Below are 21,583 nucleotides of genomic sequence, written 5' to 3'. Positions count from 1 at the left end.
CATCGTCAACATTCCCACTCCCAGGACCATTGCCGACGGCGCGCAAACCCAGCATCTGGGCGACTACACCTTCGGCGTGATCCGGCGCGACGTGGACGACATCCTGACCGTCAGCGATGCGCAACTGGTGCAGGCCATGCGTTTTTTTGCCGAACGCATGAAGATGATTGTGGAGCCGACCGGCTGCCTGGGTTTTGCCGCCGCCTGCGCGGCCGGTTTGCCGATCGCGGGCCAGCGCGTGGGAGTGATCATCAGCGGCGGCAATGTGGACCTCGGCCGCTTTGGCGAGCTGATGGTCGATTAGTTGTTGTCAAAACGCGAGGCGTTCAGCAAAGTGTCCAAGCGGGCTGCGCGCTTGGTCAGTTGGTCGACCACCCCGTTGAAACTGGCGGTGCCGTTTGCGTTGCTGCTTGCCATGGCCTTGGTCAGTGCATCAAACAGCTCCAGGTCCACAATGGGGCGCAGCTGGTGGTTGGAGGAGGCGACGAAACCGGACAGCCCGTTGATGCTTTTGAGCGTGGCTTTTTCCGCCTCGGTCTTGCCGTAGGCGATGAAAAACTTCCTGATGCGTTGCTGCGTGGCGGCCGGCAGGTCCTTGCGGTAGACCAACGGGTCGTTGGGGATCAGCGGCGATTCCCAGATGACCCTGATCTGGGCAAACTTCTCGGGCAGCTCGGCCTGGAAGCGCGGCAGGTCTTCGGTGTTGCTGGTAGCCATGTCGGCCCGGCCTTCCGCCACCGCGAGGAAGTTTTCGCGGTGCGTGCCATATCTGCATATCGGTCAACCCACAGTAACTGATCAGGTCAAGGCCTTGGAAACGCGCTTCAACGTGGAGTTGTTCCTTCGCGGCGGGCGTACCGTCCGGCTGACCGCGGCGGGTGAGCGGCTCTATGGCATCACCCAAGGCCTGTTCGGCCAGGAGGAGGAAGCCATCCAGTTCCTGCAAAGCGCGCACAAGCTCACAGCTGGACTCATCCGCGTCGGCGCGGTGTCTCCTCCTATTGCGCTGGAGTTGGCGCGCAACTTCAAGCGTGCACATGCGTCGCTGGAACTGACGGTTTCCATTGGATCGGAGGAATCAACCCTGCGCGGACTGCAGGACTTCGATATTGATGTCGGCATCTTGGTCGAGCCGCCGCCGGTCAAGGGTTTGCATAGCGTTCCCTTTCGGAGCGAGCGAATCATTGCCGTGGTACCTGCGGATCATCCGTGGACGAAGCGCCCCTCGATCACCACTCGCGACATCGAAGGTGAAATGGTCATTCTTCGGGAGCCCGGATCAAAAACTCGGCATCGCGTCGAGCGCGCGTGCGAGCAGAAGAACGTGCGTCTGAACTGCATCATGGTAATCAACAGCCGCGAGGCCATACTGCACGCCGTGGCCAGCGGGATGGGCGTTGGCTTCGTTACCCAAATCGAATTCATTCCTTTGCCTGGGCTCGCCGCTGTAGTGGTCCAGGACGATCAGTTGTCGATCAGTTATTCGCTCTGCTGTCTTTCTGTGCGCAAGGAACGACCATTGATCGGTTCCTTGTTTGCGGTAGCACTCAAGGGAGGAAGCGGCGAATAGTTGGATTTGCTTCGGCTACTTGGGCCTTACGTACGTCGACAACGAGGCTCGGATCGAACAGGCAGTTCGCCATCTCATCGCACTCTCAGGGGTAAGGCGCTAACAACTTTTATCGACTCGCCGCGGCTTTTTTGCTTTCAGGCGTGGGCACGATGGTGTCAAAAAAAGCACTCACCATGCGCATCTCGCGTCGTTCAGCCAGGCACAGAACGTGGGCATAGGTGTGAATTTCGGCATCGCTGATCTTCACCATGTGCAGACCTGGTCCAGGCACATACTCCACCAGAGACACGGCTGCAATGCCAATCCCTTGGGCCACCGCTTCCCGGATGACTTCGCGGCTGCCGATCTCCATCACGACCTCCGGTTTTATACTGGCCTCGTCCAGCGCCTGTTCCATCGCCTTGCGGGTGGTGGAGCCCTGCTCCCGAAGTATGAAGCGCTCCCCCTGAAGATCTGCCATGCGGATACTGCGCCGCCGCGCAAACCGGTGTGTGGACGAGGTGCAGATGACCACCGGGTGCTTGCTGAACGGCACTGACAGAAACCGGTCATCGTGCACCAGTTGGGCCAGCACGCCCACATCGGCCCGGTAGTCCAACAGCCGATCCAGCACATCCTGCGAGTTTCCGGTGCTCACCGATACCTTGATTCCCGGGTAATGCTGATTGAAGTCCACCAGCAATTTCGTCACATGGTAGGGCCCCACGGCCGCCACGCGGAGATGCCCTGAGCGCAGTTCGCCCGCATCACCGAGCAGGTGCACCGCATCGGCCTCCAGACTAAATATCTGCTGCGCCAGTTGCATCAACTGCTCACCCATTCCCGTCAACTGCACCCGTCGACCCCGCCGATAAAACAGCTCGACGTTATAGCTCTCCTCAAGGAAGCGGACCTGGGTCGTGATCGTGGGTTGGCTCACATGCAGGTGCTCTGCGGCCCGCGTGAAGCTGCCCATGCGGGCCACGGCATAAAAGGAACGCAATTGTGTCAGGCGCATGACTCTTTCTTCGCATGATCAAACTATAGATTGAGTATATAGAAAAGAGAAAATTTTTGAATTGGACCAATGTATCAAGGAGATGCTTTACTGGCACCCAGAACGACACGGTGCCCCAGAAGTTGCCGGCCGTTCGGGATCAATGTCTTTTCATCACGCTGACAAACAAGTCGTGAAAACCCCAGCCGGGCCAATGCGACCTGCTGCAAATGAAAGGACGACTGATATGACTCAAACTCAACAGGAGACAAGCATGATGAAACGAAGAAGTGTTCTAACGTACGCCACAGCATTGGCGGCCTCGGCAATCGTGTTCCCGGCTAGCGCCCAGCAGCAGGTACTCACGGTCGGCCTGATTCCCTCCGAGGACTCCCGCGCCATGATTGCCAACAGCCAGGTCATGATGGACATGTTGTCCAAGTCGCTCGGCATGCCGGTCAAGCCGTTTGTTGCGGCAGACTACAACGGCGTGATTGAAGCATTGCGCTCCAAGCGACTCGACGTGGCTTACCTGGGCCCCTTCTCCTACGTGCTGGGGGCGACGATTGCCCCCATCGAGGCCTTCGCAGTGGCCGAAACGAAAAAGGCGGGGCGCACCTTCTACCACAGCCTGATCGTGGCCCACAAGGACAGCGGCATCAAGACGGTGGCCGACCTGAAGGGCAAGAACTTCGCCTTCGTCGACCCGAGCTCGACCTCGGGCCACTTGTTCCCCAAGGCCGGCCTGATGAAGATCGGCTTCAACACCGAAAAGGACTTCGGCCGCGTGATTTTCTCGGGCTCGCACGACTCCAACGCGGTGGCGATCCAGAACAAGCGGGTCGACGCCGTGGCGATCGCCGACCGCATCCTCGACGCAGCCATCGCCAAGGGCCTGGCCAAGCGCGAAGACCTGGTGGTGGTCTGGAAGTCCGACCCGATCCCCGAGTCGCCGATGGTCTGGCGCAAGGACCTCGACCCCGCGTTGAAGAAACGCATCCAGGCCGCTTTTCTCGAGGTGAAGAACATCCCCTGGTCGGACCAGGGCGAGCTCAACGGCTTCCACCCGACCAATGACGCGGCCTACGACGTGATCCGCGAGACCGCCAAGTCGCTCAACCTCGACCTGAGGAAGATGAAATGATCAAGATCCGCGGTTTGACCAAACGCTACGGCGATTTCGAGGCCCTGAAGGGCATCGACCTCGACGTGGCTCCCGGCGAGTTCCTCGTCGTGCTCGGGCCTTCGGGGGCCGGCAAGTCGACATTGCTGCGATGCATTAACCGGCTTGCCGAGCCAACGCAGGGCGACATCCATGTCGATGGCCAGTTGGCCACCTCCGATGCCGCCAGCCTGCGCAAGCTGCGCCTTAAGGTCGCGATGATCTTCCAGCACTACAACGTGGTGCCGCGTCTGTCGGTGCGAAAGAACGTGCTGACCGGTCGCCTGGGTGCCGTGCCGTCGGTGCTGTCATGGCTGCAGATCTTCCCGCGTGCCGACATCGCCATCGCGCAAGAGTGTCTGCGCCGGGTCGAACTTGAAGAAAAAGCCGAACTGCGCACCGACACCTTGTCGGGCGGGCAGAAACAGCGCGTGGGCATTGCCCGCGCGCTGGCGCAGAGGCCCAAGGTCATCCTCGCCGACGAGCCGGTGGCGAGCCTGGACCCGAAAACCTCGCGCACCGTGCTGACCTACCTGAAGCAGGCCAGCCGCGAGCTCGGCATCACGGTCGTGTGCAACCTGCACCAGATTGACTATGCGCGCGAGTTCGGCGAACGCATCGTCGGCGTGTCGGCCGGCCGCATCGTGTTCGAGGGCGGGCCGAACCAGCTCACCGACGACGTGCTGCAACGCATCTACCCTGGGCTCGAAGAGGGCGAGGCGTCGGCGTTGTCGCCGCGACGCGACGAAGAGCCGCTGGTGCGGGTCAAGGATTTTTCACTCGAGGGGGCATGATGAATATCGGTTCTTACACCCTGCTCGTCGCACGACCGACGGGCAACTTCGGATGGTTGCCGCGTGCGGCCATCGGCGCGGCGATCGTGGCCGTGCTCTGGTGGGCGGCCCAGGGCAGCCAGGTCAGTTTCACCGAACTCAACAAGGGCCTACCCTGGATCGGTGACTTCCTGGGCCGCATGTTCCCGCCGAACTGGGCCTTCCTCGACAAGCTGGTGACGCCGGCGATCGAGACGGTGCAGATCGCCATCTGGGGCACGCTGCTTGCGTTCGTGCTCGCGGTGCCGGTGTGCTTCTTGGCGGCGCGCAACCTGACGCCCAACATGGCGGTGTTCCACTTCACGCGCCAGGTGTTCAACGTGACCCGCGGCATCAACGAGATCATCCTGGCACTGATCTTCGTCGCGGCCGTCGGCCTCGGCCCCTTTCCCGGCGTGCTGGCCCTGGCCGTGCATGGTGCGGGCATGTTGGGCAAGTTCTTCTCCGAGTCGATCGAAGAGATAGACCAGGGACCGATCGAGGCCCTGCGCTCGACCGGCGCCGGGCCGATCCAGATCATCATCTTCGGCGTACTGCCACAGGTGATCACGGCGTGGATCGCGGTCCTGCTCTACCGCTTCGAGACCAACCTGCGCCAGGCCACCGTGCTCGGCATGGTCGGCGCCGGCGGCATTGGCTTCGAACTTGTCGGCAGCATGAAGCTGTTCCAGTACCAGGACACCGCGACCTGCATCCTCGTGATCATCGTGATGGTGATGTTGGCCGACTACGTCTCCACTTGGCTGCGCGCCTCGATCCAGAAGGGAGCCCGTTGATGAACCCCTCAGTCGAACCCGTGCGAGCCAACGGACGGGCTTACGCCAGCCCCCAAGCGCCGGTGGTGGTGGTGTGTGTCGACGGCTGTGAGCCCGACTACATCACCCAGGCCATCCAGGCCGGTGCAGCGCCTTTCCTGAAGCGGATGCTCGAACGCGGCAGCTCGCTGATCGGCGACTGCGTGGTGCCTCCCCCCGCAACAACTTCCTAGAGAGCCATTTATGACTGCCAATTACTTCAACCCCGTACAAAGCGTGTACGGGGCAGGGGCTCTGTTGTCTCTGCCAAAACTGCTGGCGGGCCGCAAGGTCGCGCTGGTGACCTTTCCTGAGGCCCGTGCTATCGGACTGCTGGCCCGCCTGGAGAGCATTTTGAAGGGACAGCTGAGCTGCGTGATCGACCAGGTGCGCCCCAACCCCGACGTGACCGAGTTAACCGGAACCTGGGAGAAATTCTGGCGTGAGCATCCGGACACAGAGGTCATCATCGCCGTCGGCGGCGGCAGCGCCATCGACACGGCCAAGGCGCTGATGGTGGGCAATGACAGCGGCAAGTTCGACGACCTCCTGGCCGGACTGGCCGGCGAGAAGGCCTTCGCCCCGACCCGCTTCAAGTCTCTAATCGCCGTGCCCACCACGGCCGGCACAGGCAGTGAAGTCACGCCCTGGGCCACCATCTGGGACCGTGAACAGCAAAAGAAATACTCGCTGCACCTGCCGCAGACCTGGCCTTCTTATGCCGTGATCGATCCTGAGCTGATGCTGTCACTGCCCGCGTCGGTCACGCTGCAAAGCGGGCTGGATGCGCTTTCGCACGCGCTCGAATCGATCTGGAACGTCAATGCCAACCCGATCTCCGACAATTTCGCGGTGGCTGCTGTGCGCGACACGATGGACGTGCTACCCCAGCTCATGCAGCAGCTCGACAATCTGGCGCTACGCGGCCGCATGGCGTTGGCGGCGCTCAAGGCCGGCATGGCGTTCTCTAACACCAAGACTGCCCTGGCGCACTCCATTTCGTATGAAATGACACTGCGCTACGGGTTGCCGCACGGCATTGCCTGCTCCTTCCCACTGCCCATGGTGCTTGAACGTGCCATTGGCCGCCGCGCCGACCGCGACCTCGTGCTGACGCAAGCATTGGGCGTACCGTTGACCGACGCGACGCGCTATCTCGCTGATTTCATCGAGAAGCTGGGCGTGAAAACCCGCTTCACCGACTATGGCGTGAGCGAAGAAGAGGGCGAGAAAATGGTGCTGCATGCCCAAGGTGGCGCTCGCGGTAAGAATTTCATTGGCAGCCCTAATTCGGAAATAGCAGCATAACCCTCAACTCGCGCATCAAGGACTCGGGCGTAGGCTACAAGGAATGCGTGCAGGAAGCCATGAAGTCGTTTTGCTATGGCAAGACTTTCAAAATGCCTTGAGCGTGAAGACCATGTTCGCACGCTTCATGGCACGACTGGCAGGTGTGGCCCTGGCCGTGACTGCATGCCCCTCCTACGCGCTCGCAGCCGACAACATTCTCACGATCGGGCTCATTGCGCCGACGTCAGTGGAGCAAACGCTGCAAAGCTGGAAGCCGCTGGCCGATGGGCTGGCGCGCGAGTTGCGCATGCCGGTGAAGGTGGTCGCATCCAAGAATTACAGCGAGATCGCCAGCGCGTTGATCGATGGACGGGTTCAGCTCGCCTGGCTCAACAATCGGCTCGCGATCGACGCGGTAGACATGGACCAAGCCCAGGTGTTCGCGCAGATGGTCCGACTGGACGGGCGCAGTGGCTACAAGTCGGTGCTGCTTGCCCGCAAGGACGGCGTCATTCAGTCGATCACCGACATACTCGGCAAGCCCGGCACCTAGCTCAACGGATAGGCCGCTTACCAGCGAATGCACATCAGAATGACGTCGATTGGGAAGCGCATTCCGTTGGTCGCCGCGTTTCAAGCCTTTTCGTTCAAAGCACCCAACATAGACGAGCAAGCTGTTTGACCGTCAACGCGACACAACCCCGATTACTACCTCGCTTGCGGGACGTGTTTCAGCAGGAAAGTACACACGCACCGTTGAACGCGTTTAACTCCGCTCGTCCGAAGTGGGCCGCCTCCGCACTCTGGAGTCAGTTCAAGCCCAAGGCAGCCATCAAGACCAGTGCCGCCTCGACCGTGAACAAGTCTTGCTCCAGCCAGAGCACAAGTTCATCTTGCGACAAGAGGGCAAACTGTGCCACTTCTCGATCCTGATTGACAGGATTCAGACAGCTTGGGACAGTCGCCGTGAACCAGTCGACATGCTCTTGCAGGTAGCCCGCACCGCGTCCGTCGGGACTGGGTCGGGATACAGTGACGCGACCCCGGTGGGCCACGGCGTCCAGTTCACTCAGGTGCAATCCGGCTTCTTCCCAGGTTTCCCGCTTTAGCGCCGTTTCCGTTGTATCAACTGATGCAACCATGCCGCCCACCAGCGTATCCCACAAACCGGGGTCGTTGGCCTTGTTGAGCGCCCGTTGCTGAACCCAGATCCGGCCGTCAGGGGATGTCCCGACGAGGTGAACCGCGTGCGTGGTGATGCCCAATGGACGTACGGCCGCCCGTTCTATGCTACCCACCCGTTGGCCTTGCAGGTCGGTCACGCCCAGTTGCTCATCGCGCCACACGCCAGCCAGCCCCGAGTCGCGAAGCGCATTCGCGAGCAGGGCCATGGCCCCGGTCGGTTCGCCGAGCAAGCGCCAGCAAACACCCTCGCGATGGGTCTCCCGGCGCAATTCCATTGGGCTGGGACGCGTGGCACTTGACACGACTTGATCCAGAAAATCCGGCTCCACCGAGCCCACCATGGCCGGGCCCACATAAAGCGGCACCCGATCCCGAACCGGCGGCTGGCAGGCGTACGCCTGGAGCCGCGCGAGCCAGAGTGGATTGAGCGGGTTGTTACGCATGCGTCGACTTTATTCGTCGCCGGGCACAGCAGCGCGGCCTCACGCGTCACGTGACAGATTCATGCCCCGGGCTTGAGCCCCGATGCGTTGGAGACTCATGGTCAGGCCTTGTCGGCTTTGCCGGCTGCGTTCGCAAACTTGCTGAGCAATTTGTCAACCCGCCAGGGCTGGCGGTTCTCATCTTCGGCGCGCTCTTTACGGCGAATGGCATTGCGCACCATGATGGAGCCGACGTAGCGGATGGGCTCAGGCGGGAAGTGCCCCAGAGGGCCTTGCGTCAGGGGACTGCGCGTCCATTCGTTGTCCAGACCCAGCAGCATGGACGACAGTATCTGTCCGCCCATATAGGTGGGGCCGACGCCATTGCCGGAATAGCCGAAGCCATAGTAGATATGGGGAGCTCCGTTCAATTTTCCAAAAAATGGAAAACCGGTGGTCGAGCGGTCCGACGGGCCATTCCAGCTCGCCGTGATCGGCGTCTCGCGCAGCGCCGGGAAGAAGGAATGCAGCGCGCGCGTCAGTTCGGCCTCATAGGGCGAGCGCTGGTCAAAGACCGGCGCAATCCGGCCGCCCCACGAAAAGGTGTTTCCCCCTTTGCCCAGCATGATCCGTCCATCGACCGTGCTGCGGTAGTAATAGACGAAGGTGCGCGAGTCGAGCACCGAAACGCCATCCGTGAGGCCGATCTGTTCCAGCAGGTCCGGGCATTTCTCGGTGATGACCATGTCGCTGGACACCACGGCAATGGTCCGCTCGAACTGCGGGAAGGTGCTGGCCATCCAGGCATTGATGGCCAGCACCAGTTTCTTCGCCTTGATGCAGCCGCAGGGCGTGCGCACGGTGACGGGGTGGTCGGTGCTAAAGTCCAGCATCGGGGTGCGCTCGTAAATGCGAATCCCCATCTTGAGCGCCACGCGCCGCAGCCCTCGCACCAGCTTGCCTGGATGCACCGTCGCGGCGATTGGCGAGTACACGCCGGCCAGGTTGCGGGCCGAACCGGAGCGGCGTGCCACCTCTTGTGGCGGCATGTCGTAATACGACTTGATACCACACGCTTCCAGCCCCTGCATCACCGGATCGAGCGTCCCGATCTGGGCTTGCGAGGTGGCGGTATACAGGGTGCCATCATGTCGCAGCTCGGCATCGACGCCCTGCTCGCGACAAAAGTCCGCGATGTGCTGAACCACCGCTTCCGAGGCCTTGACCAGCCGGATCGCCTCGGCTTCGCCAAAAAGTCTGCGCAAGGTAAAAAACTTGGCTGACCAGGTCAACAGGCAACCCCCATTGCGGCCACTGGCACCGGCGCCGCAGAGGTCGCTTTCGATGATGGCAATGTCCAGGGCCGGATTTTGCTGCTTGGTCTGGATCGCGGTCCATAAACCGGTAAAACCGCCGCCGACAATGCAGACATCGGCGGACTGCTCGCCCTGCAGGGCGGGCGCCAGATCGCCATCATTGAAAAGCGCTTGCTCGATCCAGAATGGACGCATGTTTATCTACCCTTTTGTTGAACGCAAATGCAAGCCTGCGCTGATTTCTATGTGACGAATGAAGTGCGCCAACTCGGGTACTACCGCGTCAGCGCACTTGGCGATGTCGTCCCAGCGCCGCAGTCGGATGGCGTCTCGGGCATGAGGCAGAGCCTCGAAGTCCTGCATTTGCGCGTTGCTAAAGACGCCGCCCTGCAAGACCAGGCTGCGCTGTGAGTCGGGCGACAGCGCTTCAAGGTAGCCAGGCTCGCGCACGCACAGATAGCGTTTGGCATCCACATGGAGCCGGATCGGCTCCAGAGTTGCCGGGCCGAACAGCGGCCTCAGGAAAGGCAGGCAGCGGTACTGATGCAGGTCGTCCAGGCCTTGCTGCGTCGGTGTGCCGCCGAAGTCGTGCAACAGGTGACCGAGATCATGCAACAGCGAGGCCGTGATCAAGGCGCTGTCGGCACCGGCCTGCTCGGCCAGGTGGGCCGACTGCAGCGCATGCCCGAGTTGCGTCACGGGCTCGCCGTCGTACTGGGCATGGCCCTTGGACTGGAACAGGCCGATGATGTCTGGAATGTTGAGGCTCATGGCGGGCAGGTCAGTGAAAAGTTGTTGGTGAAATTCTTCATCGCGTTGCGCACGCAGGGGGTGGTCATGGGCTGTCCAGGCGCGTGGCGTTGAGCACCGTATCCAGCCGTGCCGCGCGCTTCGTCAAGCCGTTCATCACAGCCTGTAGCTTCTCGGGTGAGTTCGCGTTTTCGGCCATAGCGTTGGTCAGCGCCTGAAAGAGCTCCAGGTCCACCACGGGGCGCAGCTGGAAGTTCGACGAAGCGCGGAAACTCCCCAGGCCATTGATACGCTTCAAGGTGGTTTTTTCCGCCTCGGTGCGACCGTATGCGGTAAAGAATTTCTTGATGCGCTGCTGCATGGCGACAGACAGGTCCTTGCGGTACACGATCGGATCGTTGGGAATCAGTGGCGACTCCCAGATCACGCTGACGCGCGCGAACTTCTCTGGAAACTCTGCCTGATAGCGGGGCAACTCCTCGGTGTTGTTCGTGGCCAGGTCCACCCGGCCGTCGGCCACGGCGAGGAAATTATCCAGATGGTTGGCGTGGCTGACTTGCTTGAAGTGCTTTTGCGGCTCTATCTTGTTCCTGGCGAACACATAGTAGTTGGGCACCAGGTAGCCGGAGGTGGACTTCTTGTCGCCCGAGCCGAAGCTGTAGACGCCCGGACGGCCTATGACATCAGCCAGCGACTGAATCGGGCCGTCCTTGCGGGCGAACAGTAGCGACTTGTAGCCGCGCGAGCCGTCCAGCCTCATCATTTGCGCGAACACGGCGGCCTGGTCGCTTTCCACCAGTTCGATCGCCAGCTTGTTGTTGATCCACGCGACCTGAATGCTGCCGTCCTTCAGTGCGCTGGAAATATCGGCGTAGTTTTTCGAGGCCAGCACCTTGACCGGTGTTTGCAGTTCCCGGGCCAGGGCATCGGTGAAGGGCTTCCAGTCCTCGATGACCTTTTTCGCGGTGCTGGCGGCGATCATGCCGACGCTCAAGGGAGGGGCGCGGTCGGTGGCGCGGGCGGCCAGGGGCCCCAGCAAGCCCAGGCACAACAGGGCCAGCACCGGGCACCGGGTGCCAGGTGTGCGGCGGGTCAAGGTGTCCATGGGCTTTCAGGTCGCCAACAAGGTCAGGGGGTCGTGGTAGGGGTAGTGGAGGTCGTTGGCCACTTCCAGGCAGGTGACCTTGCCGGCGGCGACGTTGAGGCCGTTGCGCAGGTGGGCGTCGTCCTTCAGTGCCTGCTGCCAGCCCTTGTTCGCCAGCGCCAGCACATAGGGCAGGGTGGCGTTGTTGAGCGCATAGGTCGAGGTGCGCGGCACGCCGCCGGGCATGTTGGCCACGCAGTAATGCACGACGCCGTCGACCACATAGGTCGGATCCGCGTGGGTGGTGGCATGTGAGGTTTCAAAGCAACCGCCCTGGTCGATCGCGACGTCGACCACCACCGAGCCCGGCTTCATGCCGGACAGCATGGCACGCGTGACCAGCTTCGGTGCCGCGGCGCCCGGGATCAGCACACCGCCAATCACCGCGTCGGCCGACAGCACCTGTTCCTCGATGTTGTCGCGGTTCGAGAACAGGGTGGTTATGCGCGCACCCAGCAGCCGGTCCATGCGGCGCAGCGCATCCAGGCTGCGGTCGATCACCACCACCTGGGCACCCGTTCCCACCGCCATCTGCGCCGCATTGGAGCCGACGACGCCGGCGCCCAGAATCACGATTTTTGCCGGTGCCACGCCGGGCACGCCGCCCAGCAGAATGCCGCGCCCGCCATGGACGCGCTCCAGGCTGTGCGCCGCGGCCTGGATAGCCATGCGGCCCGCGACTTCCGACATCGGCGCCAACAGCGGCAAGCCGCCGCCGGCCTGCGTCACGGTCTCGTAGGCGATGCAGACGGCGCCGCTGTCGACCAGTTCCCTGCACTGCTGCGGATCGGGGGCCAGATGCAGGTAGGTGAACAACAACTGGCCGGGCCTGAGCTGCGCGCGCTCCTGGGCTTGCGGCTCCTTGACCTTGACAATCATGTCGGCACGCGCGAACACTTCGTCGGCGCCCTGCACGATGCCGGCACCCGCCTGTTCGTATTCGGCATCGTTGGCGCCTATGCCGGCACCGGCGTTGCGTTCCACGATCACGCGGTGGCCCGCCGCCGTCAGCTCGCGCACCGACGAGGGCGTCAGGCCGACGCGGTACTCATGGTTCTTGATTTCCTTGGGGATTCCGATCAGCATCACATTTTTCTCCTGTTTGGTTGAAGGCGAAGTAAAACAGTTTCAAGAGCTACTAGGGGGACCCGCTGGCTGCCCCGCTCCATGCCTTACCAGGGGAGGGAATAGGTCTTGCAATTGCTAAAGCTCTTGATCGCCTCGAGCACGCCTTCCTTGTAGCCCAGGCCGGAATCCTTGATGCCGCCGAAGGGCGTGAGCTCCAGTCGGTAGCCCGGCACTTCGCGCACGTTGACGCTGCCGACGTTGAGCTCGCGGATGAAGCGCGTGATGTAGTCGAGGCGGTTGGTGCAGACCGCCGACGACAGGCCGTAGGCCGTGCCGTTGGAGATGCGGATCGCGTCCTCGATCGTCTTGAAGCGGATGACCGGTGATACCGGGCCGAAGGTTTCCTGCTTGGCCACCGTCATCTCGGGATCGACGTGGTCTAGCAGCGTGGGCGAATACAGGGCGCCGCGGCGCACATTGCCATAGAGCAGCTTGGCGCCGCCGACAATGGCCTCGTTGACCACCGCCTCGAACTGAATCGCCGCAGCCTCGTCGATCACCGTGCCCATGTCCATGCTGGTGTCCATGGGGTCGCCGTACTTCAGCGCGCGGGTCTTCTCAAGCAGCAGCTCGACGAAACGGTCGGCCACGCTTTCCTGCACCAGCATGCGCTTGATGGCGGTGCAGCGCTGGCCGGAATTCTTGTAGGAGCCGGCGGCCGCCAGCGTGGCGGCTTCCTCGATATCGGCGTCTTCCATCACGATGATGGGGTCGTTGCCGCCGAGCTCGAGAATCTGGCGCTTGTAAGCGGCCTTGCCGGCGATGTACTTGCCGATCGCCACGCCGCCGGTGAAGGTCACCAGGTCGACGTCGGGGCTGGTGAGCATCTCGTCGGCGATCTCGCGCGGGTCGCCGGTGATCACCGACAGCATCTGCGGCGGCAGGCCCGCTTCGTACAGGATGTCGGCCAGGATAAAGGCCGTCAGCGGCGTCTTCTCGCTCGGCTTGAGCACCATGCGGTTGTTGGTGGCGATGGACGGCGCCACCTTGTGGATCACCTGGTTCAGCGGATGGTTAAAGGGCGTGATGGCGGTGATCGCGCCCAGCAGCGGCTCCTTCATGGTGTAGACCTTGCGGCTCTTGCCGTGGTGCGTGAGGTCGCAGGAGAACACCTGACCGTCGTCGACCAGCGCCTGGTTGGCCGCGAACAGCAGCACGTCGGAGGCGCGGCCCACCTCATACAGCGAATCCTTGCGGCACAGCCCGGATTCGAGCGTGATGGTGCGCGAGATTTCATCCAGCCGCGACGCGATGATTTCGCCGGCGCGCATCAAAATCTTGTAGCGCTCGTAGCGCGTCAGCGTCGGCTTGTAGTCGCGGGCGATGCGGTAGGCGCGCCGCACGTCTTCGAGCGTGGCCTTGGGTACGGTGGCGATCACCTCGCCGGTGTAGGGGTAGGTAACCTCTATCACCTCGTCGCGGTAGACCCGCTCCCCGGCGATGCGCAACGCTTCGTGGTGGATGGCGGCGGGTTTCAACTGGGTTTGACTCATCATGATGCTCCGGGCTGTGGTTATGAGGTGGGGCTATTGGGCGTGGTTCAGGGCCAGGTCAAGAGCGTCGAAATTGCGCAGCCGACGGCCGCTGGCGATGCCGGTGACCGGACGGTTGCAGATGAGGGGGACGCGCTGCTCGGACACGCCGCCATGCGAGCGCAGCGGCACCTCCAGGGCGGACAGGTCATGGCGGCTGGCCGAGGTGCCGATCACCGTTTTGCGATCACCGACGACGACGATGTCACCGATACGGTCGGGCGGCAGTTCGAAGCGTGCCGCGGCCTCGGCGCGCGTCAACACAGACTCCATGCCTGGCACCTGCTTGATGCTTTCGATCCACTGCGCTGCGGTGGCTTCATCGGGCGCATAGACCGTGGCGAAAGAGCCGAGTGCGCCATGGTGCACCACGTAGGGGTCGGTGATGGGCAGAATGACCCGTGCCTTCTCGGCACCGTACCAGCTGTCGAGCACGTCCTGCAGGTAGATCACGTTGGGCGAGCCATCCGCGCCGTGCTTGTCGTTCATCCCATGGTCGGCGGTGAGCACGATGGTGGCACCGAGTTCGTCGAGCTGCGCCAGGTAGCGGTCCATCATGGCGTAGAAGGCATTCGCGGCCGGGCTGCCCGGCGCGGCCTTGTGCTGCACATAGTCGGTGGTCGAGAGGTACATCAGGTCGGGTCGGCGTGTCTCCATCAGCTTGACGCCGGCCGCAAAGACGAACTCGGACAGCTCGGCGCTGTACACCGATGGCACCGGCATGCCCACCAACTCGACCACATGATCGATACCGTTCTCCGCGATCGTCGCCTCTTCGGCTTTTTCCGACGAGAAGCAGATACCCTTCATTTTGTTGCCCAGCAGCTTGCGCAGCTTGTCCTTGGCCGTGACCACGGCCACCTTGGCGCCCGCATCGGCGAAGGCCGCCAGCACGGTGCCGGCGCGCAGGTACTTGGGGTCGTTCATCATGACTTCCTGGCCGAGCTCGCGGTCGAAGAAGTAGTTGCCGCAGATGCCGTGGACCGCCGGCGGCGCGCCGGTGACGATCGACAGGTTGTTGGGATTGGTGAACGACGGCACCACGCAGTCGGCCAGCAGGTTGGCGCCGGTCTTCATCACGCGCGCCAGGTAGGGCGCCACGCCGGCGGCGACCGCGGCGTCGAGGTAGGCCGGCTCGCAGCCGTCCACGCAAACAACGACCACGGGACGACTCATCCAGCGGTAGTTCCGGGCATTCACTTCTAGGGTCTGAGATGTCATTTCGAGCTTCCTTGGTGTGGTTGAAAAATTGGGGGGCTTAACGCTGCGTCCGGGCGGCCCAACGCTTTGTGCATGCGTGCGCGACTTCCCGCGACATGCTGGCGCATTACCCTGCCGGCACGATCCGGGTCGCCGCTGGCAATGGCCTCGACGATTTCCCGGTGTTCATCAACGGAGACGCGCAGGCCGCCGCCGCTGTCGAGCGCGCGCATCCTGAACAGATGCAGCTCCTTGATCAGGCGCTTGTAGGTTTCGATCAGCTTCTGGCTGCCCGCGGTCTCGAGCAGGATCTCGTGGAACTGAAGATTGAGTTGCGCGTATTGCTCGAGGTCCGAGGCTTGAGCGGCCGATTTCATAGGCCCAAGCATGGCCTTGAGGCGCTCAAGCGCATCCGGCTTCATGGCCTGGGCCACGCGCCGCCCGATGATTTCTTCCAGCGCTTCGCGCAGCTCGTAGATCTCATCGGCTTCCTCGAAGCCGATTTCGCGGACGAAGACACCCCGGTTCTTCTCATTGCGCACCAGGCCGGCCTCTTCAAGTGCCCGCAAAGCCTCGCGGATAGGGCCGCGGCTGGTGTTGAAGCGCTGCGACAGCTCGCTCTCGTTGATCCGGCTACCCACGGCCAACTCGCCCGTCATGATGAGACGTTCGATTTCCTCCTGCACCAACATCGGCAAGGAGCTCGATTGAAGAAAGGCCAGGGCTGCAGTGGAATTGTTTGTTTGCATGGTGGGTATTCTCATTCAATAATTGAAGACTGTCAACAATTTTTTATTGACAGTCTTCAATTAACGTTCTACATTTAATTCGCCGAAGCAAAGTTGCTTGCTCAGAATGCCACCCGCACCCTTGCGGAAAAGCGCTGCCAAGTAGCTGGCTGAAGTGAGAAGCCAAATCGTGTTGGTTCTCAGAAGATTCGCAAACTTCCGTTGATTGACACGCCCAATTACTACAGGAGACAAAGATGACCATGAGACACAACCCAAAGCGACTGGTGATGGCCTTGAGCGCCGCGGTATTGAGCCTTGCCGCCACTGCCGTACTGGCGCAGCCAAAAACGCCCCTGCTGGTCTACACCGCGCTCGAAACCGATGCCATGAAGCTGTACAAGGACGGCTTTGAGAAGGCAAATCCAGACATCGAAGTGAAGTGGGTTCGCGATTCGACCGGCATCGTGACGGCCAAGCTGCTCGCTGAAAAGGCTAATCCGCAGGCCGACGTGGTCGCCGGCCTGGCGGCCAGCAGCCTGGCCCTGCTTGAGCAGGAGGGCATGCTGGTGGCCTATGAGCCCAAGGGCTTCAAGGAACTCAACCCCGCGTACTCCGACACCAAGCGCCCGCCGGCCTGGGTGGGAATGGACGTCTGGGCCGCGACCATCTGCTTCAACACCGTCGAAGCAAAAAAACGCGGCCTGCCCAAGCCAGAGAGCTGGAAGGATCTGGCCAAACCCATTTACAAGGGCGCCATCACCATGCCGCACCCGGCGTCCAGCGGCACCGGCTATCTCGACGTGTCCTCCTGGTTGCAAATGTGGGGTGAAACCGAGGGCTGGAAGTACATGGATGCGCTGCACGAAAACATCGCGCAATACGTGCATTCGGGCTCCAAGCCCTGCAAACAGGCTGGCGCCGGGGAGTTCCCCATCGGCATCTCGTTTGAGTTCCGCGCACACCAGGTCCAGAAGTCGGGTGCGCCGGTGGAACTGGTCTTTCCCAAGGAAGGCCTGGGTTGGGACATCGAGGCCACCAGCCTCATGAAGACCAGCAAGAAAATGGAACAGGCCAAGCGCTTTGCCGACTGGATGGCGAGCAAGGAATCCAACCAGATCACCGCCACCTGGTGGGCCGTGGTCGCCTACCCCGGCGTGGCCAAGAAACTGGAAGGCATCCCGGAAAACTACGAGAAGCTGCTGGCAAAGAACGACATCAACTGGGCCGCTAAAAACCGTGAGCGGATCCTGGCCGAGTGGAGCAAGCGCTACGAAGGCAAGTCGGAAGCCAAATAGGCGCCGTCGCATCCCTGATTTCACCCCTGGACGCCGCCACGGCGGCGTCCATCAACGATGAGTTCGAAAAATGGATATGAGCCCCACACAATTCATGGCCCAGAAAGCGCAGCAGGCCAGCGCCGCGCTTGAGGTGATTGGCATACGCAAGGACTTCGAGTCCTTCAGCGCCCTGCGCGACGTCCACCTGCGCGTCAACCCGGGCGAGATGCTCTGTTTTCTCGGTCCTTCCGGCTGCGGCAAGACGACCTTGCTGCGCATCATTGCCGGCCTGGAGACGCAGACCTCGGGGCAGATCCTGCAAAATGGACGGGACATCTCCTGGTTGCCGGCCGACAAGCGCGACTACGGCATCGTGTTCCAGTCCTACGCCCTCTTTCCCAACCTGACGATTGCCGACAACGTCGGCTATGGGCTGGTCAACAGCAAGGCCAAAAGAGCCGAAGTCAAGGCCAGGACCGAGGAGCTTCTCAAGCTCGTCGGCCTGCCCACCTCGGGCCAGAAATACCCCAGCCAGCTCTCGGGCGGACAACAGCAGCGGATCGCGCTGGCCCGCGCCCTGGCGACGCGGCCCGGCCTGCTGCTGCTCGATGAGCCGCTGTCGGCGCTTGACGCGCTGGAGCGCATTCGCCTGCGCGGCGAAATTCGCCGCCTGCAAAAGCAGGTCGGCATCACGACCATCATGGTCACGCACGATCAGGAAGAAGCCCTGTCCATGGCCGACCGCGTTGTCGTCATGAACCAGGGCGTCATCGAACAGGTCGGCACCCCCATGGAAATCTACGAACGGCCGGCCACCCCCTTCGTCGCCCACGTCGTCGGCAAGGTCAATGTGCTGCGCGCGCAGGCCATGGGCGGCAACCGTTTCCGGGTCGGTGAGATGGAGCTCCAGTGCGACGCCTGCAACACGGGTTTCGCGCCCGGCGAAGCGGTGAACCTCTACCTGCGGCCGGAAGACCGCCTGGCCGAGCATCTTCTGCCGGATACGCCAAACCGCTTGCGCGTGCGCGTGACCAAGGTCGAGTTTCTCGGTGGCTTGTGCATCGCCGAGGTGAAGGCCGACGCCCTGGGCGGTCAAACCCTGGGCTTGAACTTCTCGCTCAACCAGTTGCACGACCTGGACATCCGCGAAGGCAACTACCTAGACATCGCCCTGCGCGCCAACCGCATTCGGGCCTTTTCTGCGAAGGCGGCTCAAGCATGAACACCCTGGCACACCCTCTTCCCGCGCGCACTGGCCGCGTCGGAATGCGCTGGAGTCGTGACGAAACCATCGCCCGGGCCATTCTGCTCGTCGTGATGGGGATGCTGTTCCTGTTCCTGATCGCGCCGCTGAGCACCATCTTGCTCAATGCCGTCGAAGACAAGGAGGGCCACTTCGTCGGCCTGACCCACTTCATCACCTACTTCCAGACCCCCAGCCTGCTGCGGGCGGCGTGGAACTCGATCTGGGTGGCCACGGTGGTGGTCCTGATTTCGGTACCGACGGCCTTCGTCTTCGCCTATGCGCTGACGCGCAGCTGCATACCGACGCCGCTCAAGGCCACCTTCCGCCTGATCGCGCTCATCCCCCTGCTGGCACCGTCGCTGCTGTCGGCCATCTCCTTCGTGCAATGGTTCGGCAACCAGGGCGCGCTCAAGTTTTTGCTGGGCGGCGCCTCCATCTATGGCGCGCCCGGGATCATACTGGCCGAGGTCTACAACACCTTTCCGCACGCGCTGATGATCCTCGTCACCGCGCTCTCGCTGGCCGACGGCCGCCTTTATGAAGCGGCGACCGCGCTCGGGACGCGGGCTTCGCGCCAGTTCATGACGATCACACTGCCCTCGTGCAAGTACGGGCTGGCCAGCGCCGCGACGGTGGTCTTCACCTACGTCATCAGTGACTTCGGCGCGCCAAAGGTGATAGGCGGAAACTTCAACGTGCTGTCGGTCGATGTCTTCAAGCAGGTGGTCGGCCAGCACAACTTTTCAATGGGTGCGGTGGTCGGCCTGCTGCTCCTGATTCCCTCCATCATCTCCTTCGTCATCGACTACGTCGTGCGGCGCAAGGTCAAGGCCCAACTGACGGCCCGCTCGGTGCCGCTCAGCCCCAAGCCACGCCGGCTGACAGACGCCTTGCTGACGCTGTTCTGCACCCTCGTGTGCTCGCTGCTGCTGGCCACCGTCGGCATGGCGATCTATACCTCGCTGATCACGCTGTGGCCTTACGACTTGTCATTCACGCTCAAGCACTACCACTTCGCACTGGTCGAGAGCGACATGTCCGCCGCCTACACGAACAGCCTGATCGTGGCCACCTGCACCGCACTGGGTGGATCGCTGATCGTTTTCGTCGGGGCTTATCTGATCGAGAAAACCCGCAACCTGGGCCTGCTGCGGCCGGCGATGCACCTGATGGCGGTCTTGTCAATGGCCGTGCCGGGCCTGGTGCTAGGGCTGGGCTATGTGATGTTTTTCAACCATCCGGCCAACCCGCTGAACTTCCTCTACCAGACGATGGCGATCCTGATCCTGTCGATGATTGTTCATTACTACACCTCCAGCCATCTCACCGCCGTGACCGCGCTCAAGCAGATCGACAACGAGTTCGAGGCGGTATCGGCCTCGCTCAAGGTACCCGCCCTCAAGACCTTCATTCGGGTCACGGTGCCGGTCTGCCTGCCGGTGCTCCTCGATATCGGCCGCTACTATTTTGTCGTCTCGATGGCCAGCCTATCCGCAGCGATCTTCCTTTACACGCCCAACACCATTCTCGCGTCGGTCGCCATCATGCATCTGGATGATGCCGGCGACGTCGGGCCGGCATCGGCCCTGGCCAGCCTGATCGTCGTCACCTCGGTACTTGTGTGCATCGTCTATTCGCTGCTGACGCGCGTCCTGCTCTCCCGCACCCAGGCGTGGCGCAATCTGGCCCGCAGCTAAATCGCTTCAACCTACTTCTTTATCACCCGGAGAAAACATGACTCAGACTTCTTACCCCATTTTGCTCACCCCCGGCCCCCTCACCACCTCCGACCGCACCCGGGCGGCGATGCTGCGCGACTGGGGCTCATGGGATGCCGACTTCAACCAGATCACCGCGCGCATTCGCCAGCAGGTGCTGCGCATCGTCCATGGCGAGGACACGCACGAGTGCGTGCCACTGCAGGGCAGCGGCACTTTCTCGGTCGAAGCGGCCATAGGCACCCTGGTCCCGCGCAACGGCCATGTGCTGGTGCCCAACAACGGCGCCTACTGCCAGCGCCTCGCCAGGATTTGCAAGGTGCTGGGCCGCAAGCTGAGCACCATCGACTACACCGAAGACAAGCAGGTGCTGGCCGCCGACGTCGAGCGCGCACTCGCCGCCGACCCGAGCATCACCCATGTCGCACTGGTTCACTGCGAAACCGGCACCGGCGTACTCAACCCGCTGCACGAGATCGCGCTGGTCGTCGCCAAACACGGCCGCGGCCTGATCGTTGATGCCATGAGTTCCTTTGGCGCCCTCGAAATCGATGCACGCAAGACGCCTTTTGACGCCGTCATCGCCGCTTCCGGCAAGTGCCTCGAAGGCGTTCCCGGCATGGGCTTCGTGATCGCCAAGCGCAGCACGCTGGAAAAATGCGAAGGCAACTGCCATTCGCTGAGCCTGGACCTCTATGACCAGTGGGTGTACATGGGCAAGACGACGCAGTGGCGCTTCACGCCACCGACGCACGTAGTCGCCGCGCTCGATGAGGCGATCACGCAGTATGTCGAGGAAGGCGGCCTGGCCGCGCGTGGCGGCCGTTATGCACGCAATTGCAAGGCACTGATCGATGGGCTCGCGGCGCTGGGTTTCCGCACCTACCTCGATCCGGCGCTGCAGGCCCCCATCATCGTCACCTTCCATGCGCCCGACGATCCAAAGTACGACTTCAAGACTTTCTACCAGGAAGTCAAGAAGCGCGGCTACATCCTGTATCCGGGCAAGCTGACGCAGCTGGAAACCTTCCGCGTCGGCTGCATGGGCCACTTTGGCGAAGCCGGCATCCCGGGCGCCGTGGCGGCCATCGCCGACACCCTCAAGGCCATGGGCATCAAAGTGCGCGAACCTGAAAGCAGCGAGGTCTAGGCTGAAATGCCGGTACTGCTCAGGTGCAGCACGCGGTCGGCCCGTGCGGCGGCGGCTTCTGAATGGGTGACCAGCACCAGCGAGGCGCCGTGTTCGCGCGTCTGCGCAATCAGCGCGTCCATCACCCTGGCGGCCGTGCTTGGGTCGAGGTTGCCG

The 21,583-nt window shown here is 62.3% G+C and carries 22 protein-coding genes and 1 pseudogene; 12 read left to right on the top strand and 11 right to left on the bottom strand.

What is annotated here, in order from left to right:
* Window positions 1-304, top strand: a 304-nt coding sequence (locus RMO23_RS14995; RefSeq protein WP_309683153.1) for a pyridoxal-phosphate dependent enzyme, incomplete at its 5' end; no start/stop codon positions are given.
* Here RMO23_RS14995 and RMO23_RS14990 read toward each other — a convergent pair.
* On the bottom strand, window positions 301-717 hold the full coding sequence (locus tag RMO23_RS14990; protein WP_405041610.1) for a PhnD/SsuA/transferrin family substrate-binding protein: 417 nt from the start codon (window positions 715-717) through the stop codon (window positions 301-303). The genes RMO23_RS14995 and RMO23_RS14990 overlap by 4 nt on opposite strands.
* On the opposite strand from RMO23_RS14990, the gene RMO23_RS14985 reads away from it, so the two are divergent.
* Entirely contained in the window at window positions 716-1,570 is an 855-nt protein-coding gene (locus RMO23_RS14985) for a LysR substrate-binding domain-containing protein (RefSeq protein ID WP_309683157.1), read from the top strand. The genes RMO23_RS14990 and RMO23_RS14985 overlap by 2 nt on opposite strands.
* A 109-nt stretch (window positions 1,571-1,679) precedes the next feature.
* Here the strand turns inward: RMO23_RS14985 and RMO23_RS14980 are convergent, their stop codons facing one another.
* Window positions 1,680-2,570, bottom strand: coding sequence for a LysR substrate-binding domain-containing protein (locus RMO23_RS14980; protein ID WP_309683151.1), 891 nt, complete (start codon window positions 2,568-2,570; stop codon window positions 1,680-1,682).
* A gap of 256 nt (window positions 2,571-2,826) precedes the next feature.
* On the opposite strand from RMO23_RS14980, the gene phnD (RMO23_RS14975) reads away from it, so the two are divergent.
* The 6 genes from phnD (RMO23_RS14975) (at window position 2,827) to RMO23_RS14950 (ending at window position 7,181) form a co-directional block, all read left to right on the top strand.
* Window positions 2,827-3,693 carry a phosphonate ABC transporter substrate-binding protein gene (gene phnD / locus RMO23_RS14975; RefSeq protein ID WP_405041612.1) on the top strand — a complete coding sequence of 289 codons (867 nt, stop codon included), beginning with the start codon at window positions 2,827-2,829 and terminating at the stop codon, window positions 3,691-3,693.
* Window positions 3,690-4,505, top strand: a complete 816-nt coding sequence (gene phnC, locus RMO23_RS14970; protein WP_309683147.1) for a phosphonate ABC transporter ATP-binding protein — start codon at window positions 3,690-3,692, stop codon at window positions 4,503-4,505. Before phnD (RMO23_RS14975) ends, phnC begins: the two co-directional genes overlap by 4 nt.
* Complete coding sequence (gene phnE / locus RMO23_RS14965; protein ID WP_309683144.1) at window positions 4,502-5,320, top strand: phosphonate ABC transporter, permease protein PhnE; 819 nt, start codon at window positions 4,502-4,504, stop codon at window positions 5,318-5,320. Before phnC ends, phnE begins: the two co-directional genes overlap by 4 nt.
* Window positions 5,320-5,532, top strand: a complete 213-nt coding sequence (locus RMO23_RS14960) for a hypothetical protein (RefSeq protein ID WP_309683142.1) — start codon at window positions 5,320-5,322, stop codon at window positions 5,530-5,532. The genes phnE and RMO23_RS14960 overlap by 1 nt, the downstream gene beginning before the upstream one ends.
* Before the next feature lie 10 nt (window positions 5,533-5,542).
* Entirely contained in the window at window positions 5,543-6,646 is a 1,104-nt protein-coding gene (psrA, locus tag RMO23_RS14955; protein ID WP_309683140.1) for an iron-containing alcohol dehydrogenase PsrA, read from the top strand.
* 112 nt (window positions 6,647-6,758) lie between these two features.
* Window positions 6,759-7,181 carry a PhnD/SsuA/transferrin family substrate-binding protein gene (locus RMO23_RS14950; protein ID WP_309683156.1) on the top strand — a complete coding sequence of 141 codons (423 nt, stop codon included), beginning with the start codon at window positions 6,759-6,761 and terminating at the stop codon, window positions 7,179-7,181.
* A gap of 256 nt (window positions 7,182-7,437) precedes the next feature.
* On the opposite strand, the gene RMO23_RS14945 is transcribed toward RMO23_RS14950, so the two are convergent.
* The 8 genes from RMO23_RS14945 to RMO23_RS14910 all read right to left on the bottom strand — a co-directional run bounded on the left by RMO23_RS14945 (window position 7,438) and on the right by RMO23_RS14910 (window position 16,054).
* Complete coding sequence (locus RMO23_RS14945) at window positions 7,438-8,256, bottom strand: NUDIX domain-containing protein (protein WP_309683138.1); 819 nt, start codon at window positions 8,254-8,256, stop codon at window positions 7,438-7,440.
* Between the two features lie 101 nt (window positions 8,257-8,357).
* The gene (locus RMO23_RS14940) at window positions 8,358-9,746 is read right to left on the bottom strand and encodes an FAD-dependent oxidoreductase (protein WP_309683137.1); all 1,389 of its coding nucleotides are present in this window, start codon (window positions 9,744-9,746) and stop codon (window positions 8,358-8,360) included.
* A gap of 6 nt (window positions 9,747-9,752) precedes the next feature.
* Window positions 9,753-10,322: a phosphonate degradation HD-domain oxygenase gene (locus tag RMO23_RS14935; protein ID WP_309683135.1), complete on the bottom strand. Its 570-nt coding sequence runs from the start codon at window positions 10,320-10,322 to the stop codon at window positions 9,753-9,755.
* 64 nt (window positions 10,323-10,386) lie between these two features.
* Complete coding sequence (gene phnD, locus RMO23_RS14930) at window positions 10,387-11,406, bottom strand: phosphate/phosphite/phosphonate ABC transporter substrate-binding protein (RefSeq protein ID WP_309683133.1); 1,020 nt, start codon at window positions 11,404-11,406, stop codon at window positions 10,387-10,389.
* Window positions 11,407-11,412: 6 nt separating this feature from the next.
* Window positions 11,413-12,531 carry an alanine dehydrogenase gene (ald, locus tag RMO23_RS14925; protein ID WP_309683132.1) on the bottom strand — a complete coding sequence of 373 codons (1,119 nt, stop codon included), beginning with the start codon at window positions 12,529-12,531 and terminating at the stop codon, window positions 11,413-11,415.
* A gap of 86 nt (window positions 12,532-12,617) precedes the next feature.
* Window positions 12,618-14,066 carry a phosphonoacetaldehyde dehydrogenase gene (gene phnY / locus RMO23_RS14920; RefSeq protein WP_309683130.1) on the bottom strand — a complete coding sequence of 483 codons (1,449 nt, stop codon included), beginning with the start codon at window positions 14,064-14,066 and terminating at the stop codon, window positions 12,618-12,620.
* Between the two features lie 33 nt (window positions 14,067-14,099).
* Window positions 14,100-15,326: a phosphonoacetate hydrolase gene (gene phnA, locus RMO23_RS14915; protein ID WP_309683127.1), complete on the bottom strand. Its 1,227-nt coding sequence runs from the start codon at window positions 15,324-15,326 to the stop codon at window positions 14,100-14,102.
* On the bottom strand, window positions 15,323-16,054 hold the full coding sequence (locus RMO23_RS14910; protein WP_309683123.1) for a phosphonate utilization associated transcriptional regulator: 732 nt from the start codon (window positions 16,052-16,054) through the stop codon (window positions 15,323-15,325). The genes phnA and RMO23_RS14910 overlap by 4 nt, the downstream gene beginning before the upstream one ends.
* A 269-nt stretch (window positions 16,055-16,323) precedes the next feature.
* On the opposite strand from RMO23_RS14910, the gene RMO23_RS14905 reads away from it, so the two are divergent.
* The 4 genes from RMO23_RS14905 to RMO23_RS14890 all read left to right on the top strand — a co-directional run bounded on the left by RMO23_RS14905 (window position 16,324) and on the right by RMO23_RS14890 (window position 21,427).
* Window positions 16,324-17,331 carry a putative 2-aminoethylphosphonate ABC transporter substrate-binding protein gene (locus tag RMO23_RS14905; RefSeq protein WP_405041611.1) on the top strand — a complete coding sequence of 336 codons (1,008 nt, stop codon included), beginning with the start codon at window positions 16,324-16,326 and terminating at the stop codon, window positions 17,329-17,331.
* 70 nt (window positions 17,332-17,401) lie between these two features.
* Window positions 17,402-18,535, top strand: coding sequence for a putative 2-aminoethylphosphonate ABC transporter ATP-binding protein (locus RMO23_RS14900; protein WP_309683118.1), 1,134 nt, complete (start codon window positions 17,402-17,404; stop codon window positions 18,533-18,535).
* A complete protein-coding gene (locus RMO23_RS14895) occupies window positions 18,532-20,256 on the top strand; it encodes a putative 2-aminoethylphosphonate ABC transporter permease subunit (protein WP_309683115.1) in 1,725 nt (574 codons plus the stop codon). Before RMO23_RS14900 ends, RMO23_RS14895 begins: the two co-directional genes overlap by 4 nt.
* Window positions 20,257-20,293: 37 nt before the next feature.
* A complete protein-coding gene (locus tag RMO23_RS14890) occupies window positions 20,294-21,427 on the top strand; it encodes a 2-aminoethylphosphonate--pyruvate transaminase (protein WP_309683113.1) in 1,134 nt (377 codons plus the stop codon).
* Here RMO23_RS14890 and RMO23_RS14885 read toward each other — a convergent pair.
* Window positions 21,424-21,583 (bottom strand): annotated as a pseudogene (locus RMO23_RS14885) (ABC transporter ATP-binding protein); the annotation flags it as partial. The gene RMO23_RS14890 and the pseudogene RMO23_RS14885 sit on opposite strands and share 4 nt — an antisense overlap.

This window comes from Polaromonas sp. (genome assembly GCF_031411155.1).
GTDB lineage: Bacteria > Pseudomonadota > Gammaproteobacteria > Burkholderiales > Burkholderiaceae_C > Polaromonas.
Note: the sequence above shows the minus strand (reverse complement) of the source record. Positions and strands in the feature narration are given on the sequence as shown.

What these genes read in the sequence shown, in the direction of transcription:
- RMO23_RS14900 (WP_309683118.1), top strand. Translation starts at nt 17,402, where the DNA reads ATGGATATGAGCCCCACACAATTCATGGCCCAGAAAGCGCAGCAGGCC.
- RMO23_RS14945 (WP_309683138.1), bottom strand. Translation starts at nt 8,256, where the DNA reads ATGCGTAACAACCCGCTCAATCCACTCTGGCTCGCGCGGCTCCAGGCG.
- RMO23_RS14980 (WP_309683151.1), bottom strand. Translation starts at nt 2,570, where the DNA reads ATGCGCCTGACACAATTGCGTTCCTTTTATGCCGTGGCCCGCATGGGC.
- RMO23_RS14895 (WP_309683115.1), top strand. Translation starts at nt 18,532, where the DNA reads ATGAACACCCTGGCACACCCTCTTCCCGCGCGCACTGGCCGCGTCGGA.
- RMO23_RS14910 (WP_309683123.1), bottom strand. Translation starts at nt 16,054, where the DNA reads ATGCAAACAAACAATTCCACTGCAGCCCTGGCCTTTCTTCAATCGAGC.
- phnA (WP_309683127.1), bottom strand. Translation starts at nt 15,326, where the DNA reads ATGACATCTCAGACCCTAGAAGTGAATGCCCGGAACTACCGCTGGATG.
- RMO23_RS14990 (WP_405041610.1), bottom strand. Translation starts at nt 717, where the DNA reads ATGGCTACCAGCAACACCGAAGACCTGCCGCGCTTCCAGGCCGAGCTG.
- ald (WP_309683132.1), bottom strand. Translation starts at nt 12,531, where the DNA reads ATGCTGATCGGAATCCCCAAGGAAATCAAGAACCATGAGTACCGCGTC.
- RMO23_RS14940 (WP_309683137.1), bottom strand. Translation starts at nt 9,746, where the DNA reads ATGCGTCCATTCTGGATCGAGCAAGCGCTTTTCAATGATGGCGATCTG.
- RMO23_RS14985 (WP_309683157.1), top strand. Translation starts at nt 716, where the DNA reads ATGTCGGCCCGGCCTTCCGCCACCGCGAGGAAGTTTTCGCGGTGCGTG.
- psrA (WP_309683140.1), top strand. Translation starts at nt 5,543, where the DNA reads ATGACTGCCAATTACTTCAACCCCGTACAAAGCGTGTACGGGGCAGGG.
- RMO23_RS14960 (WP_309683142.1), top strand. Translation starts at nt 5,320, where the DNA reads ATGAACCCCTCAGTCGAACCCGTGCGAGCCAACGGACGGGCTTACGCC.
- RMO23_RS14935 (WP_309683135.1), bottom strand. Translation starts at nt 10,322, where the DNA reads ATGAGCCTCAACATTCCAGACATCATCGGCCTGTTCCAGTCCAAGGGC.
- RMO23_RS14950 (WP_309683156.1), top strand. Translation starts at nt 6,759, where the DNA reads ATGTTCGCACGCTTCATGGCACGACTGGCAGGTGTGGCCCTGGCCGTG.
- phnY (WP_309683130.1), bottom strand. Translation starts at nt 14,066, where the DNA reads ATGAGTCAAACCCAGTTGAAACCCGCCGCCATCCACCACGAAGCGTTG.
- RMO23_RS14890 (WP_309683113.1), top strand. Translation starts at nt 20,294, where the DNA reads ATGACTCAGACTTCTTACCCCATTTTGCTCACCCCCGGCCCCCTCACC.
- phnD (WP_309683133.1), bottom strand. Translation starts at nt 11,406, where the DNA reads ATGGACACCTTGACCCGCCGCACACCTGGCACCCGGTGCCCGGTGCTG.
- RMO23_RS14905 (WP_405041611.1), top strand. Translation starts at nt 16,324, where the DNA reads ATGGCCTTGAGCGCCGCGGTATTGAGCCTTGCCGCCACTGCCGTACTG.
- phnC (WP_309683147.1), top strand. Translation starts at nt 3,690, where the DNA reads ATGATCAAGATCCGCGGTTTGACCAAACGCTACGGCGATTTCGAGGCC.
- phnD (WP_405041612.1), top strand. Translation starts at nt 2,827, where the DNA reads ATGAAACGAAGAAGTGTTCTAACGTACGCCACAGCATTGGCGGCCTCG.
- phnE (WP_309683144.1), top strand. Translation starts at nt 4,502, where the DNA reads ATGATGAATATCGGTTCTTACACCCTGCTCGTCGCACGACCGACGGGC.